Origin of the sequence: Rhizobium sp. WCS2018Hpa-16 (assembly GCF_031843705.1) — a bacterium.
Taxonomy (GTDB): Bacteria; Pseudomonadota; Alphaproteobacteria; order Rhizobiales; family Rhizobiaceae; genus Agrobacterium; species Agrobacterium tumefaciens_C.
On the sequence record NZ_JAVTIX010000005.1, the window covers coordinates 1 to 13,422 of the forward strand.

General features: G+C 58.0%; 16 protein-coding genes. 3 read left to right on the plus strand and 13 right to left on the minus strand.

Annotated elements, in window-relative coordinates; genetic code table 11:
• Positions 1–72 precede the first annotated feature (72 nt).
• A complete protein-coding gene (locus RQI55_RS15630) occupies positions 73–237 on the minus strand; it encodes a hypothetical protein (protein ID WP_311276916.1) in 165 nt (54 codons plus the stop codon).
• Between the two features lie 52 nt (positions 238–289).
• On the opposite strand from RQI55_RS15630, the gene RQI55_RS15635 reads away from it, so the two are divergent.
• Entirely contained in the window at positions 290–442 is a 153-nt protein-coding gene (locus RQI55_RS15635; protein ID WP_311273218.1) for a hypothetical protein, read from the plus strand.
• Between the two features lie 637 nt (positions 443–1,079).
• Here the strand turns inward: RQI55_RS15635 and RQI55_RS15640 are convergent.
• Positions 1,080–1,724, minus strand: coding sequence for a 3-oxoacid CoA-transferase subunit B (locus RQI55_RS15640; RefSeq protein WP_311273217.1), 645 nt, complete (start codon positions 1,722–1,724; stop codon positions 1,080–1,082).
• Between the two features lies 1 nt (position 1,725).
• Positions 1,726–2,442 (minus strand): CoA transferase subunit A, encoded by a 717-nt coding sequence (locus RQI55_RS15645; protein WP_311273216.1) that lies wholly within the window; start codon positions 2,440–2,442, stop codon positions 1,726–1,728.
• A 165-nt stretch (positions 2,443–2,607) separates the two neighbouring features.
• Between RQI55_RS15645 and RQI55_RS15650 the strand changes: the two genes are divergently transcribed.
• Positions 2,608–3,114, plus strand: a complete 507-nt coding sequence (locus tag RQI55_RS15650; protein WP_347568977.1) for a PAS and helix-turn-helix domain-containing protein — start codon at positions 2,608–2,610, stop codon at positions 3,112–3,114.
• Between the two features lie 160 nt (positions 3,115–3,274).
• On the opposite strand, the gene RQI55_RS15655 is transcribed toward RQI55_RS15650, so the two are convergent.
• The 10 genes from RQI55_RS15655 to RQI55_RS15700 all read right to left on the minus strand — a co-directional run bounded on the left by RQI55_RS15655 (position 3,275) and on the right by RQI55_RS15700 (position 12,111).
• A complete protein-coding gene (locus RQI55_RS15655) occupies positions 3,275–4,039 on the minus strand; it encodes a cyclase family protein (RefSeq protein ID WP_311273214.1) in 765 nt (254 codons plus the stop codon).
• Positions 4,040–4,042: 3 nt separating this feature from the next.
• Positions 4,043–4,960: an NAD-dependent epimerase/dehydratase family protein gene (locus RQI55_RS15660; RefSeq protein WP_311273213.1), complete on the minus strand. Its 918-nt coding sequence runs from the start codon at positions 4,958–4,960 to the stop codon at positions 4,043–4,045.
• The gene (locus tag RQI55_RS15665; RefSeq protein WP_311273212.1) at positions 4,960–5,937 is read right to left on the minus strand and encodes a fumarylacetoacetate hydrolase family protein; all 978 of its coding nucleotides are present in this window, start codon (positions 5,935–5,937) and stop codon (positions 4,960–4,962) included. The genes RQI55_RS15660 and RQI55_RS15665 overlap by 1 nt, the downstream gene beginning before the upstream one ends.
• A 48-nt stretch (positions 5,938–5,985) precedes the next feature.
• On the minus strand, positions 5,986–6,567 hold the full coding sequence (locus RQI55_RS15670; RefSeq protein WP_311273211.1) for a cupin domain-containing protein: 582 nt from the start codon (positions 6,565–6,567) through the stop codon (positions 5,986–5,988).
• Entirely contained in the window at positions 6,564–7,682 is a 1,119-nt protein-coding gene (locus RQI55_RS15675; RefSeq protein ID WP_311273210.1) for an MFS transporter, read from the minus strand. Before RQI55_RS15675 ends, RQI55_RS15670 begins: the two co-directional genes overlap by 4 nt.
• A gap of 77 nt (positions 7,683–7,759) precedes the next feature.
• Positions 7,760–8,890 (minus strand): FAD-dependent oxidoreductase, encoded by a 1,131-nt coding sequence (locus RQI55_RS15680; protein WP_311273209.1) that lies wholly within the window; start codon positions 8,888–8,890, stop codon positions 7,760–7,762.
• The gene (locus tag RQI55_RS15685) at positions 8,887–9,282 is read right to left on the minus strand and encodes a Rieske 2Fe-2S domain-containing protein (protein ID WP_192065897.1); all 396 of its coding nucleotides are present in this window, start codon (positions 9,280–9,282) and stop codon (positions 8,887–8,889) included. The genes RQI55_RS15680 and RQI55_RS15685 overlap by 4 nt, the downstream gene beginning before the upstream one ends.
• A gap of 18 nt (positions 9,283–9,300) precedes the next feature.
• Positions 9,301–10,248 carry a VOC family protein gene (locus RQI55_RS15690; protein WP_311273208.1) on the minus strand — a complete coding sequence of 316 codons (948 nt, stop codon included), beginning with the start codon at positions 10,246–10,248 and terminating at the stop codon, positions 9,301–9,303.
• A gap of 28 nt (positions 10,249–10,276) precedes the next feature.
• Positions 10,277–10,942: an EthD domain-containing protein gene (locus tag RQI55_RS15695; RefSeq protein WP_311273207.1), complete on the minus strand. Its 666-nt coding sequence runs from the start codon at positions 10,940–10,942 to the stop codon at positions 10,277–10,279.
• Positions 10,939–12,111, minus strand: coding sequence for a prolyl oligopeptidase family serine peptidase (locus RQI55_RS15700; RefSeq protein WP_311273206.1), 1,173 nt, complete (start codon positions 12,109–12,111; stop codon positions 10,939–10,941). The genes RQI55_RS15695 and RQI55_RS15700 overlap by 4 nt, the downstream gene beginning before the upstream one ends.
• Before the next feature lie 178 nt (positions 12,112–12,289).
• Between RQI55_RS15700 and RQI55_RS15705 the strand changes: the two genes are divergently transcribed.
• Positions 12,290–13,231 carry a LysR substrate-binding domain-containing protein gene (locus RQI55_RS15705; protein ID WP_243258360.1) on the plus strand — a complete coding sequence of 314 codons (942 nt, stop codon included), beginning with the start codon at positions 12,290–12,292 and terminating at the stop codon, positions 13,229–13,231.
• Positions 13,232–13,422: the final 191 nt, after the last annotated feature.

Below are 13,422 nucleotides of genomic sequence, written 5' to 3' on the forward strand. Positions count from 1 at the left end.
TCGTCAGGCTCATAACCTGAAGGCCGCAGGTTCAAATCCTGCCCCCGCAACCAAATTTATTGGTAACCGCTTTCATTCAGAATATTTGCTCTTACGCTCCTCACCATACTGGTCGAGGAGCTTTCTGCGTTTGGCATCCGTGTCGATCTCGCCAGACGCAATCCGCAAAATCAGATCGTTCTGGGCAGCGGCCACGAACTGCCGCTGCATGACGTCTGTTACATCCATCGACGACATGATGTTGGCGATGTGCGTGGAATTGCAAAGATGCCGGCTTATTGTTAGGTGCTTGGTCGATGATGCCCGTCTGGGTGAGGTCGCGCAAGATTGGCATCAGACGCTGTTTGATGTGCTCATCGCTATTGTTGCTGGCGAGGTAGAAGAACTCGCGGTTAGCAATCTCGGTCTTGGCGGTGACCTTCGACCCACATTTTCCTTCTGATTAGGTAGAGAGACAGAAAGGTGGCGACACTCTCACATCTGATCTGAGTGTGTGACGTTCAACAGCCTTCAAGACCTAGGCTTTGTGGAGTTCCTTCTGGGGATAAGCGTCGCGTTGAGACGTAGGTGGCGGTTCGCCGTGGGTATTCTGCTTTGCAGAGTGTATCGTGAACGCACCAAGCAAGAACGATAGGCAAAGTGTCCTTGATGGGCTAGCGGCTCGTGATCCTCGTTGTGACGATAGAACAGTTGGAATTTGTCCGCGATGATGGTCTGCTTTTGAAACAGGTATTATTAGGTCAGTGTAATATTTGCTAATAGCTCTCACGGCTGCACTCACGCCGAACGTCATTGGCGATATGTCAACTGTTGAGGGCGGGTTCAAATCAGTGCCACGCCCTGCTGCTGGGAGGCTTGGTGTGGACCGGATCGGCTGCTGGAAACGGGACGCATGACCGACGTCTCCTATAGCTGCGCGATGGCGTAGAAGGAGAGATCGAGCGGCGTGGAGAGCTTTGTTCGGATCCGTCACGAGCTTTCGTTGGAGATGACACGCAGAAATCAGCCATTACCCGAGTGCTGAACAGCGTCGCTGACATATCACCCCGCCGGACGAAGCCGGAGGGGTGTACACCGCTTCAAGACAACTCGACAGTGAAACTTGCCGCAGTCTTCGACGTGATCTCGTCGAGCGATACTCCGTCGGCCAATTCAATCAGCATCAGTTTTGGTGTGCCATGGCGCGCGACGGAGAAGACACCCAGGTCGGTGATGACCAAATCGGCAACGCGGCGGCCTGTGAGTGGGAGGCTGCATTCCTTCATCAGTTTGGATTCACCCTTGGCCTCGTGCTCCATGACAACGACCACCCGCTTGACGCCGGCGACAAGATCCATCGCGCCACCCATCCCCTTCACCATCTTTCCGGGTATCATCCAGTTGGCGAGGTCGCCGCTCTCAGAAACCTGCATGGCGCCGAGGATGGAGAGGTCGATATGGCCTCCGCGAATCATCGCAAAGCTGTCTGCCGAGGAGAAATAACTCGTCTTCGGTAGCTGGGTGATCGTCTGTTTGCCGGCATTGATGAGATCGGCATCTTCTTCTCCCTCAAACGGGAATGCTCCCATTCCGAGCATGCCGTTTTCGCTCTGCAAGGTGACTTCCATGGTATCGGGAATGTAATTGGCAACAAGTGTCGGGATGCCGATACCCAGGTTGACATAGGAACCGTCCTGCAGTTCGCGCGCAGCCCGGGCTGCCATTTGTTCGCGTGTCCAAGCCATATCAGCCTACCTCTCCCGTCGTTCTCGTCCTGACCGTACGCTGCTCGATCCGCTTTTCATGATTGGGGACGTGCACGATCTTCGTCACAAAAATTCCAGGTGTGTGGACCATGTCCGGATCGATATCACCGACAGGCACAAGGTGCTCGACCTCGGCCACCGTCAGGCGTGCTGCGGTCGCCATCATCGGATTGAAGTTGCGCGCAGTCTTCCGGTAGACCAGATTGCCTTCCGTATCGCCTTTGAAGGCGTGGACGAGCGCAACATCGGCAAACAGGCCTGTCTCCATGACGTAGTCATCGTCTCCGAAGCGGCGGACTTCCTTGCCTCCGGCGATGATCGTCCCGACACCGGTTTTGGTGTAAAACGCTGGAATGCCTGCACCGCCAGCCCGGATGCGCTCGGCCAGCGTGCCCTGCGGATTGAATTCGATTTCGATGCTGCCGGACAGATACTGGGCCGCGAAAAGCTTGTTTTCACCCACATAGGACGAAATCATTTTTCGGACCTGCCGGGTTTCCAGCAATACGCCAAGGCCATAGCCGTCGACGCCCGCATTGTTCGAAATCACAGTCAGATCCTTAGCGCCAGACAGTCGAACGGCTTCGATCAGGCTTGTCGGAATTCCACAAAGGCCGAAGCCGCCTGACATGATGGTCATCCCATCGGTCAGTTCACCGGCCAGCGCCTCCGCTGCGGTTGACGTTATCTTTCTCATTCTGTCCTCCCTCATCTCGTCTCTGACGGTGCCAGAGGCGAAGCTGATGAAGAGATTATGCCTTGAAATGGGGGTTGAGTTAGCCGTATTTATACGGCATTTGGTCGCGAGGTTCTCATGAGGGCTAAACCTGCTACTCCACAGTTTGCACTGACGGAGATTCCCGTGCCTATGGTCTATGCTACGCATCGTATTATTCGGGATTGTAACGAGGAATTCGCTCGCCTGTTCGGCTATTCACGTTCCGAACTGATCGACGAGAGCTTTGCGCGTCTTTATCCCAAGCACGCGGATTTTGTCAGGGCAGGGCGAATGTGGAAGGCTCATCTGTCCGGTGAGAACGTCTATAACGACGAGCGAATCATGACGGCAAGCAATGGTCGGCGCTTCTGGTGCCGTGTTGATGGCCGCTCCCGCCATCCATCGGACCCGTTTGCGCAAGCCCTCTATTGTTTTCAACCTATTGCCCGTCCTGTGGCAAAGGAGCGGCTAAGCCTGACGGACCGCCAGAGGCAGATCATCGCGCTTGTGGCCCAAGGCAAGACAAATAAGATCATCGCTGACGAACTCGGTCTCTCGGCCAGAACTGTCGAGTCGCATCGCGCCCGTCTGATGAAAGCGACAGGACTGAGAAATGGAGCCGAACTGGCGGCCCGGTTTGTGAGCAGCTGAGCAGGAAGGTTGCTTCGCCAGCGCTCCGGTCGGAGAGACCCATTCGGCGTCGGACGCTCCTCGTACCGACGCCACTCAGGCGTGTCGCCTTGGGTATCGGCGTGGCATTGATGACATGCCACGCCTTTATGTTCCAACGTAACAGCGGCAGTCGGTACTTTCAGAGCATGGCGATCGCGCGACACCAGCCGGCCGAGCCGCCCTTGATCTTGACGGGCAGGCAGGAGACGGTGAAGCCATGGGTCGGAAGCTCGTCCAGACGTGTCAGCTTCTCCATATGCATGAAGATCCCTTCGCGTCCCGCCTTGTGGCCTTCCCAGATCAGCGCAGCATCGCCGGTTTCTGCGAAGCGCTTCGCCGTGACCGGGAACGGTGCGTCCCAGGACCATGCGTCGGTGCCGGCAATGTGCACGCCCTGGTCCATCAACCAATGGGTCGCGACACGGCCAATGCCACAACCACGACCGAGATAGTCCGGTCTGCCATAGGCCGCACCGGCTGCCGTGTTGATGAGGACGATATCGAAAGGCTGCAAAGTGTGCCCCGTTGCCTTGACCGCAGCCTTGATGTCCGCCTCGGTTGCGACATGACCATCCGGAAGATCGCGAAGGTCGAGCTTCACGCCCGGGCGGATGCACCAGTCCAGCGGGACTTCATCGATGGTCCAGGCCGGTTTCCCATTGTTCATGGTGGATGCAAAGTGCCATGGGGCATCGAGATGCGTACCGGCATGAGCTGTGAGCGCCAATTGCTCGACAGCCCAGCCTTCGCCACCTGGGACATCGGCGATATCAAGTCCGGGGAAAAAACGCAGGACTTCTTGCGAGCCTTCAGCATGATTGGTGTAGCTGATCTTCGGACCCAGACCGGGCGGATCGGCGGGGACATCATTCTCGATGGCAACCGATAGATCGATGATCTTCATATCTCATTCTCCTGAAAGTGCGGCTGCCGCCAGCTGTTCGAGAGTAGCATCCGCCCGAAAACCGAGGGCCTGGGCTGCCCCGGCATCAAGCGGCGGCATCGCGCCGAAGATGCGTTGCAGCTTCTCGTCATCGCCCCAACCAATGCGCGCCGGCTTTCCGACTGTCCGGGCAATGGCCTCCGACACGGCCTCAAGGCTTGCATGGAGAACGGGAGGTTGGACGACCATCGGAAAGGGGCCTTGCATCTGTGCGGCATGCAGCAGTGCAGTCGTTGCAGCCCGCCGCGACATCCACCAGCATGTGCTGGTCGATGGCACGGGGCAGTCATAGGCATCTCCGGCTGCAATGCGATGGAAAATCTGGCTCATGAAAGCCGATCCGTGTCCGCTCTCGCTTGGCGGTCTTGCAACGATGCCCGGAAAGCGCAAGCTCATGGCAGAAAGCGCACCGCGCCGTGTCATGTCCGAAAGCAGGATTTCCATCATCAGCTTGTGGGCGCCGTAGGTCAGGAGCGGCGCCGGGCGTGTCTCAGTCGTGACGACGCCATTACCTAGATCGCCGTAGACCGCAATGGACGATGCAAAAATGAAGCGTGCACCTGGACACTGCGCTGCTAGGCCACGCGCCAGTGCAACGGGGGCCAGAAGGTTGGCGCTGTGGCCCAAATCCTGCTCAGTCTCGGCCAGACTTCCTGGGACGCTTGCCAGGTGAAAGACGAGATCGAAACCCGGCGCCAGGAGGTCGGCAACGAAGTCCAGGTCGCAGAGGTCGCCGGCTATCGTCTCCGAGCCAACCGGCCCCGAACCGGAAAAGCTGCGATCTGTCAGAACCAGCCGCCGAGCCTGCGAAAATGATGTCGTCAGTTGGGCGAGCAGGCCTCGCCCGAGAAATCCATCGGCTCCCGTGACCAGAATACGCATCAGACCTGAACCACGCGCTGATCGATCACGCCAAAGGGGACGGATCCATCCGGCAGACGTGCCTCCATCCTCACCCGATCACCCCAGGTCAGGAAGGGGGTGCGTGCCGCGCCTTCGTCCAAGAGTTCGATCGTGCGAATTTCGGAAATGCAGGACGATCCGGCGGCCCGATCGGCATTCGACACTGTGCCGGAGCCGATCATCGTTCCGGCAGACAGGCGCCTTGTGCGTGCGCAATATGCGATCAGCTCACCAAACGAGAAATGCATCTCGCTGCCGTCTGCGCGGCCGACTTCGCGATCATTGATCGAGACATACAGAGGAAGCCCGACGCGACCATTAGCCCAGTGGGAGCCGAGTTCATCGGGTGTGACGGCCACGGGAGCGAAAGCCGTCGAGGGTTTCGCCTGCACAAATCCGAATCCTGCACGCATTTCACGCGGTCCGAAGGCACGCAGGGACCAGTCGTTGATCTGTACGATGAGGCGCACATGGTGTGCAGCGATCTCTGCCGTCGTCCCTATGGGCACGTCAGACAGCACCACACCAAACTCACCTTCAATATCGATGAGCATTGCCTCGTCCGGAAATTCGACATCGGCGAGTGGACCCCGAAAGTCATCGCTGGCCCCCTGATAGATCAGCGGGATCTGTTCGAAATCCGGATTGATTGGATTGTTGAACGCCTTGTCCATCAACCGTCCATGATTGAGGAAAGCCGAAGCATCGAGCCACTGCGGCGCGCGCGGAAGGGGGGCGAGGCAACGTTGTGGCTCAAAGCGGGTCGCAAATGACTCTTCGCCTGCATTCAGTCGCTGATAGAGCGCGTCGAGCCTTGGGGATACGATATCCCATTGCTCGATTGCCGAGAGCAATGATGTCGCGATGCCCGTTGCAGGCACGGCCGCTGTCAGGTCGCGGGAGACGACCCAGAGCTGCCCGTCGCGGCTGCCGTCATGATAGGTTGCAAATTTCATTTTGACCTCATACCAACCGTTGCCGGCCTCATGTTTTCTTGTTTGTCCTCACCGTCCAGAAAGGCTTGTTGCGATCTCCGGATCGTACGTCCCGGAGACGAGCACGAAGAGCATACGGCACATCTTGCCGGACCGGTTTGCCCAGGCATGGTTTGTCCCACGCTGGATGACCACGGAACCGGGCTTCAGGCAGACCTCGCCATCATCCACGACAAGGGTCATTTCGCCTTCGATGACAATGCCGTAGTCGATCGATTCCGTCCGGTGCATCAGAGGATGCGGGGAGTTTAGTTTGACCGTCGATGCGGCCTTGTCGCCGATCTGTTCGAAGGCTGCATCCATGCTCCCGGCGCCAGTTCTCAGGAAATCCTCCGTGTCCGGGGGAATGTCGACAAAGCGGATCCGTGTGCCACCGACAGGAGGAGGCAGCATCAATGGACCGAGCGTCGGATCGTCACCGTTTGCCACCCTCGCGGGGCTTTCGGCGGTTGACCAGACTTCATGGAAGACGGTTCCGGGTATCGCCGTCACTTCCACGACCTTGGGAAGCGGTCCGACCTCGCTGAGTATGGAGCGGCCGTCTTGGGCATGTCCTGTGACGATACGGGTGATGTTGGGAAAATTTGTCATGCGGTTTTTGCCTTGGTGAAGAAGCCTATGGAAATCACGCCCACGACGATGGCGGCGATGCCAAGCGCCGAATAACCGAAGTTCTGGCCAAGCGCTCCGCCGACAATCGGCCCAAAGGCTGCGCCGACCATCAACATTGCCGGCGTGGCGGCGACGGCACGGCCAGTCGGATCGAGTTTGGCCAATCGCCCGAACGCGAAGTTGTGGGTGAAAATCTGGATGGAAACGAAGACTGCGGCCGCCGGCGCCCAGACAGGGAGAGCTGTGGCCGAAGTGACGATGATAGCGAGAATGACCTGTACGGCAGGTCCGATTTGCGTGACCAGAGTTGCAGAAATACGAGCCTGAAGGAAGGCAGCGGATGGCGACGGGAAAATGAAATTGACGAAACCCAGTGCGATGAGAACCGCAAGCACGTTATCTGCAGAGAAGCCGCGGGACTTGCCTATGACCTCGACGAAGGAAAACACCATCGCCTGATTGAAGGTCATGAGACTGATGCCAAATATGGTGAACCATGTTGCCCGGTTGAAAGGCTGTCTCTGGTAGTTGAGATTTCTGTCCGGATTGCAAAACAACAATGCCGAGCTGACGGCAGCGACCGTCATGATCCCGCTAAAGACCTGGAAAAGGACTGGGCCGCCAAAGGAAACCAACAATTGTGGAATGACAGCCAGGAGAACGATGGCCAGCAGGCCGAGCGCAATGCCGGCCATGGCAAAAAGCCGATGGGGATTTGCGCTGAGGCCCATCGTGCCATGAACCATTGAAAGCGCGACGCCAATCGAAAGGCCCGCGACGAAATGCAGGATGGCGAGCGGAATGAAACCGCTTTGTGTCGAAGCCAGCAAGAACGCCACGGCAGCGACTCCAAAGCCGAGAGCCGCTGACAGCCTCTGGTTCATGTCGTTGAAGCGCGGAGCAACAATGGCGCTGGCTGCGACCGCCCCAATCAGGAAGAGGGTTGCCAGCGCGCCTGCCTGCTGCGGACTGAAGCCGAAACGCTCGACCAGTGCGCCCACCCAAACCGGCAATGCTATCAAATCGAGCATCCCCGAGAAGTGGCCGATGACAAGGGCTGCCACCCCGGCCGCTCCGAATTTCTGTCCCGACATGCATGTTCCTCCTGTGTTTTTTTAACCGCGGAGTCCGGTGTGCGATCTCCCAAACCGCATCACCACCGCGCCCTGTCTCAAATGGCTTCAGCCAGTGTTTTCATGGATGCCTGCATGATCGAGGCATGCTCTTGACGACTGCCACCATGGATCTCGATATCGGCCAATTTGCCGGAATTCTCGACCACCATCCGGCAGCGCTCCCAGCGTCTGGCTTCAAATGCGGCAAGTGCTGTGTCGACCTGATCGTTAGCCCCCATTTCGTCGGCCAGGACCATGGCATCCTCGATGCCGATGCAGGCACCAGCAGCCAGATGCGGCGTCGTCGCATGGACGGCATCGCCGATAAGGACCACACGGCCTTTGAACCACGGCCGTTGCAGCAACATCTGCTCGAGCGGGCGATAGATGATGTGGTTTTCGGCCGAGAGTTCGGTAGCAATCTTGCGGATGATGGGTGAGGAAAACCGCTCAAGCAATCCGCGCAGGCTCTCGACGAGGACCTCCGGCGCGACGAAATCGTTCGTGGGGCGATCTTCCGTCAGGAATAAATAGGCCTGGTCCTTGTTCACCCCGTTCATGCCGACTTTCAGCTTCGGCCCCATCCACATGGCGACGGTATCAATGCCTTTGGGCCGGGGCAGCACGGCACGCCAGACCGATTGGCCTATGAAACGAGGCTTGGGAGCGTCGGGAAAAACGCTGGCTCGGACGGAGGAATACAGTCCATCTGCTCCGACAACCAGATCATACGTGTCCGAACAGCCGTCGCTGAAGGTCACCTCAACGCCCGTCTGATGCTGAACGATCTGGGTGAATGTTACACCCAGCCGCACCTTTGTCGTCGACGCCCGCACAGCTTCCGACAGGATCTTTGCAAGTGCAGGGCGCATGATACCGCCGCCGCCGGGAATGCCGGGACCGGCAACGCGAGGCGTGGGCAGCGTCACAAACACGGAATCGTCTGGTCCCCGCATCTCAACGCCGTCACTGACAAACCCCTCTTCGAGAAATCGCCCGATGAGGCCGAGTTGTTCCAACACGCGCAGGGTCGAGCCATGCAGGCTGATCCCGGCACCATAGGACCGCCAGTTCGCATCGATCTCGACGAGATCCACCTCGAAGCCCTGGCGCGACATCTGCAACGCTGCGGTCATGCCCGCAAAGCCGCCGCCGACGATTAGCACCTTCTTGATGCCAGAATTCATGGTTTTTCCTCCTCTGCAGGTGATGCGATGAAAATCTCCCCTCCATCGCTCACGGTAAATTCGACAGGTGTTAGTCTTTGTCCAAGGCACGGGCCCAGGACGCATTCACCCGTTTCGATGTCGAAAAGGGCGCCATGCGAGTGGCAGGCAAGATGACTTTTGTCACCATTGAAATAGGCATCGGTCTTCCAGGACATTGGTGTGCCCGTGGAATAGTGCGGGCAGGCGTCGAGCCAGGCATGTAAAACGCCGTTGCGCTTGATCAGTATGATCTTGCGTTTCAATCCTCCCAAGGGCCCGAACCCCTTGGCATCTCCCTCCTTCACCTCATCGATATGGCAAACAAGGGTGTTTTGCGGACGAGGCGTTTCTGGGTTCCAGTGCCTAGACATGAGGGTTCTCGGTCCTGCTCAGCCCTTGGCACCTGGGGGTGGGCCGCCGGAAGGAGCCCACTTCTCGCGCATCTCGAACAACACAATCTGGGAGGATTCGGCACCCATCGGGGCTTCCCGGGCCACCCACGCGTCGTCGTGCTTGTCCATGTCGGCGTCGTATTCGAAGTGACAGCCGAGCGGGCTGTTGAAGTACCAGAACCAGTTCGATCCGAATTTGTGACGGCCCGGGCCCCAGAAGCTCTGATAGCCCTTCTTGACGAAACGGGTCCCTGCGACCATCAACTCGGTTGGGCCGCCCATGTGGAAGGCGAGATGCTCGCATCCTTTCATGTATTCGGGTGTGCGAATGAAGAAGAGCGTGTGATGGTCGTCATTTGCTTTTGGCCGCAGGAACGGACCGGCTCCCGACAGAATGTCCGTGATGACGAAGCCGAGGCGGTCGCAGTAGAAGCCTGTTGCAATGTCAATGTCTGGAACAAACAGCACGATATGGCTCAGCGAACGCGGCAGTGCTGGCATGTCTTCCCAGACGCCAATTTCGTTCGGTCCACGCTGCGCGGGTGCACCAGGAGCATTGATCTTTTCCGCCGGCATGCTCAGTTCGCGGCGGATTGTCACCTGGAACTTCAGCTCGAAACCGTGATCGTCCTTCAATTCGATGGACCCGTCGGACAGGCGCGTTACACGACGGTCGCTGGACAATTCCGCTTCTATGGCATCCAGGTCCTCCGCAGCGCGAACGCCGTAAACCTGCTGGCGCAACATGTTGGAGGTCGGAAGCGGAGGCGGTAGCGACGGATCCGCTTTGTGGCGAATGACAATGCCCGTGCCGTCAAGCGTTTCGAAGAGACCGCCTTTGTCCGTCACGTCGACCGGCTTGAGGCCGAATGCGGTAAGATATTCACTGCAGGCTGCGATGTCGTCAACGCCGAAGACGAGATAATCGGGACCGATGATATTCATGGGCAATCCTTTCTTGGGTCGGTTTCGCTCATCCGGCATGGAGAACAAATTCGCGGGCAATGGTCAGTGTGAAATTGGCGTGCTCGTTCGGTAGGCGTGCGTGGATCGCGTCGCGGCACGCCTCTGCGAATGCGATGCCCTCGGCTTCGCCCGGCCACCAGAATTCGTCGATCGCCTCGATCTGTGCGGGAACCGCGGGTGTATTGCGGCATTGCCCAAGAACGCCGTCGAGCGACGCACTGAGCGCGTCGGCCAAGGCCGCAACGGTGGGTTTGGTGCCATGCCAGGTCAGGAACACCTTGATGAGATGATCGCGTGAAGCGGGAGCTACAATGATCTCTTCCATAACCGGGAGACCGATCACAGTCGCCGTATCCACCATACGTGGCTCGTCGGGCTGCAGGCGCTCCAGATAAAACTGCGTTTCTCGTGAGGCTTTTAGCGTCGGCATATCGGGAAACCAGACTTCCGTCACGAAGTCCAAACCGAGGGCGAAGACTTTGACCTGTCCTTCGCCACCCGCATAAATGCCGTCAAATGCGTGATTCTGCACGTAGCGACGCGGCGCGTTGTCGGCGTCAGCTGCCATGTAGTCGAGTACGAGGCGGCCGTGGACATCTTTCATGTGGCTACGGTTTTCAGCCAGTGTCTGTCCTGGCCGCCTGCGGCCGAGCATCATTACCTTGATAGTCATGCAGCCGTCCTCCCGTTTGTATTTCCGCCCAGCACCTCTGCCACCCAATCCGCGATATAAGCGCCAGCATTGGCGGAATTGTCGAAGCTGGAATGCTGGACGCCGCCTGTGCGGGCATCAAATATCTTCAGCTCGCGCTTCGGACTGTTGAGCAACTGGTCATAGGTCGCTTGCGCCCAGCGCAGCGGGATCTGGCTGTCCTTCTCGCCGTGGGTCACGAGGAAGGGAACACGGATGCGGTCGAGGATGCCGTCCAGATGAACTTTCTCGGCAATGTCCATGAATTCATCCATGTCCTTGGCACCCCACACCCACATGACATGGCTCCAGTAGTGAGGAACAGGCAGATTGCCTTCGCGGGCGAGACGCTTCTTCTGGACGTCACGCCAATCATGATTGGCACCCCAGACCACGCCACAGGCGAAGCGAGGCTCGAAGGCAACGGCGCGCGGACAATAATAGCCACCAAGGGACACACCCTCCATGCCGATACGCGAGGGGTCGATCTCTGATTGTCCCTCCAGCCAATCGACCACGCGGCTTGCCCAATGTTCGCTATCAAAGCGCGCCGTCAGCCCCTGCAGGCGAAGCGCTTCGCCCGTACCTGGCTGGTCGACCAGCAGCGATGCGACGCCGCGCTTGGCAAGCCAGGCCGGGAGACCAACCAGAAATTTCATTTCCTTGGTGCTGTCGAGACCATTGACCTGGACGAGCAGGGGGGCCGGGCCGACAACGCCTTCCGCCGGAACATAGAGCGCAGAAAGATGCGTTCCCTCATAGGGAATCTCAACGCGACGGCAGGAGGAACCGGTGAGGGACAGCCCTTCTTCAAAGGCGGTGAGAAAGCGCCGGTAGAGAGCGACACGACCTTCCGAGCCATGGGCAAGCAAGCGCTCGGCTGTCAGCATATAATTGGCAGCACGGATCAGCTTGTCACCCGCAGAAATCCGCCGGTCCTTTTCCTTGTCCTCGTCGGCAAGAGATATAAGCTTGTCCGCCATCCGGATCCAGGTTTCACGGAAGGCTTGTGTGCCGGCCGCATCCGGCGCATTGGCTGCCTCCTGCAAAGGGGCACACATTTCCTCGATTTCCCCCATCCGAGCCCCCATCTCGATCGACAGATCGACGGACAGGTTCCAGACATAATTGGTCGGAAAGTACTTAAACATTTGAGCTCCTCGTCGCCGCCTCCAGCGATCTCCACAACGGCAGGCTCGTCACCGCGCGGCATTTGGCACGCGGTGACATCTCCTCCCAGATGAAGATTTAACGACAATCAGACCGTTTACAAAATTGCTTCGATGAATGATTTGTATTTACAGTATCAATATCTAGGAGGAGTTTGCGATGCGCTTCAAGAATCTCGATCTCAATCTGCTTGTCGCGCTGGACACCTTGATCCGGGTCCGCAATGTCAGCCGAGCGGCGGATGAAATGTTCATCACACAGTCTGCGATGAGCAACGCGCTAGGGCGGCTGAGGGACTACTTCAACGATCCCCTTCTGATCCAGGTCGGGCGATCGATGGAGTTGTCACCCTTGGCAGCATCAATTGAACTGCCGTTGCGTGATATCATTGTGCGTATCGAGGCTACTGTCGTGTCGACGCCATCGTTTGCTCCCGAGGATGCGTCCCGGAGTTTCAGCTTCATCGTGTCGGACTATACGGTTCTCACCATCATGCCCAACTTTTTGCAAAGGCTGGCGATCCGGGCACCCGGCATTCATATCCATCTCAAACCCCAGCAAAATCAGCCGCATCTTCTTCTGGAGCGTGGAGAGGCAGACTTCTTGATCGCGCCAACCATATTCTGTTCCACCAGTCACCCGACCGAGGTGCTGCTGGAGGATAAGATCTGTTGTATCGTCGACGCACAGGGACCCTTCGGCGAGGGCGAGATCTCGCAGGCGGATTTTCTGGCGGCGGGGCATATTGTCATGCAGCCGCCCAATGGCGGGGAGAGCTTCGCACAGCGCGCCTTCGATCAGGCCGGGATCAAGATCCGGGTGGAGGCAACAACCTATTTCTTTTCCTCGTTGCCACTGCTTGTTCGAGGAAGTCGAAGAATTGCGCTGGTTCAGCGAAGTCTGGCGGATGTCTTGTTGAACGTTGGTGGTATTCGGGTGGTCGAGCCGCCCTTTGCCTTCCCGACGTTGTGCCAATCGCTTCAATGGCACAGTTATCGAACACGTGACCCCGCGTTGGCGTGGATTCGCGAGCAGCTCCTCGAGTCGGTTCGACTTGCACGCAAAGATCAACCGGGCGAAACGATAGTTCAGACCGTCTGATCAATATTATCGGCCTGCGTATTCATTCAACGAATACGTCGTATTGCGATTGACCATTTTACATCCGTCAAGTGTCACCATAATTGCTGCTTCAGGCGACTTCCAGTTCCTTCGAATAGGACTTGAGGCGCTCGGGGCGAGGTGGACGCCAAGGGGGCGGGCTGCAGACAATTGTACGGCCAAACTCGCAT

Excerpts from the sequence above, each read along its gene's own strand:
- RQI55_RS15630 (WP_311276916.1), bottom strand. The coding sequence starts at position 237 with ATGTCGTCGATGGATGTAACAGACGTCATGCAGCGGCAGTTCGTGGCC.
- RQI55_RS15640 (WP_311273217.1), bottom strand. The coding sequence starts at position 1,724 with ATGGCTTGGACACGCGAACAAATGGCAGCCCGGGCTGCGCGCGAACTG.
- RQI55_RS15645 (WP_311273216.1), bottom strand. The coding sequence starts at position 2,442 with ATGAGAAAGATAACGTCAACCGCAGCGGAGGCGCTGGCCGGTGAACTG.
- RQI55_RS15655 (WP_311273214.1), bottom strand. The coding sequence starts at position 4,039 with ATGAAGATCATCGATCTATCGGTTGCCATCGAGAATGATGTCCCCGCC.
- RQI55_RS15660 (WP_311273213.1), bottom strand. The coding sequence starts at position 4,960 with ATGCGTATTCTGGTCACGGGAGCCGATGGATTTCTCGGGCGAGGCCTG.
- RQI55_RS15665 (WP_311273212.1), bottom strand. The coding sequence starts at position 5,937 with ATGAAATTTGCAACCTATCATGACGGCAGCCGCGACGGGCAGCTCTGG.
- RQI55_RS15670 (WP_311273211.1), bottom strand. The coding sequence starts at position 6,567 with ATGACAAATTTTCCCAACATCACCCGTATCGTCACAGGACATGCCCAA.
- RQI55_RS15675 (WP_311273210.1), bottom strand. The coding sequence starts at position 7,682 with ATGTCGGGACAGAAATTCGGAGCGGCCGGGGTGGCAGCCCTTGTCATC.
- RQI55_RS15680 (WP_311273209.1), bottom strand. The coding sequence starts at position 8,890 with ATGAATTCTGGCATCAAGAAGGTGCTAATCGTCGGCGGCGGCTTTGCG.
- RQI55_RS15685 (WP_192065897.1), bottom strand. The coding sequence starts at position 9,282 with ATGTCTAGGCACTGGAACCCAGAAACGCCTCGTCCGCAAAACACCCTT.
- RQI55_RS15690 (WP_311273208.1), bottom strand. The coding sequence starts at position 10,248 with ATGAATATCATCGGTCCCGATTATCTCGTCTTCGGCGTTGACGACATC.
- RQI55_RS15695 (WP_311273207.1), bottom strand. The coding sequence starts at position 10,942 with ATGACTATCAAGGTAATGATGCTCGGCCGCAGGCGGCCAGGACAGACA.
- RQI55_RS15700 (WP_311273206.1), bottom strand. The coding sequence starts at position 12,111 with ATGTTTAAGTACTTTCCGACCAATTATGTCTGGAACCTGTCCGTCGAT.
- RQI55_RS15705 (WP_243258360.1), top strand. The coding sequence starts at position 12,290 with ATGCGCTTCAAGAATCTCGATCTCAATCTGCTTGTCGCGCTGGACACC.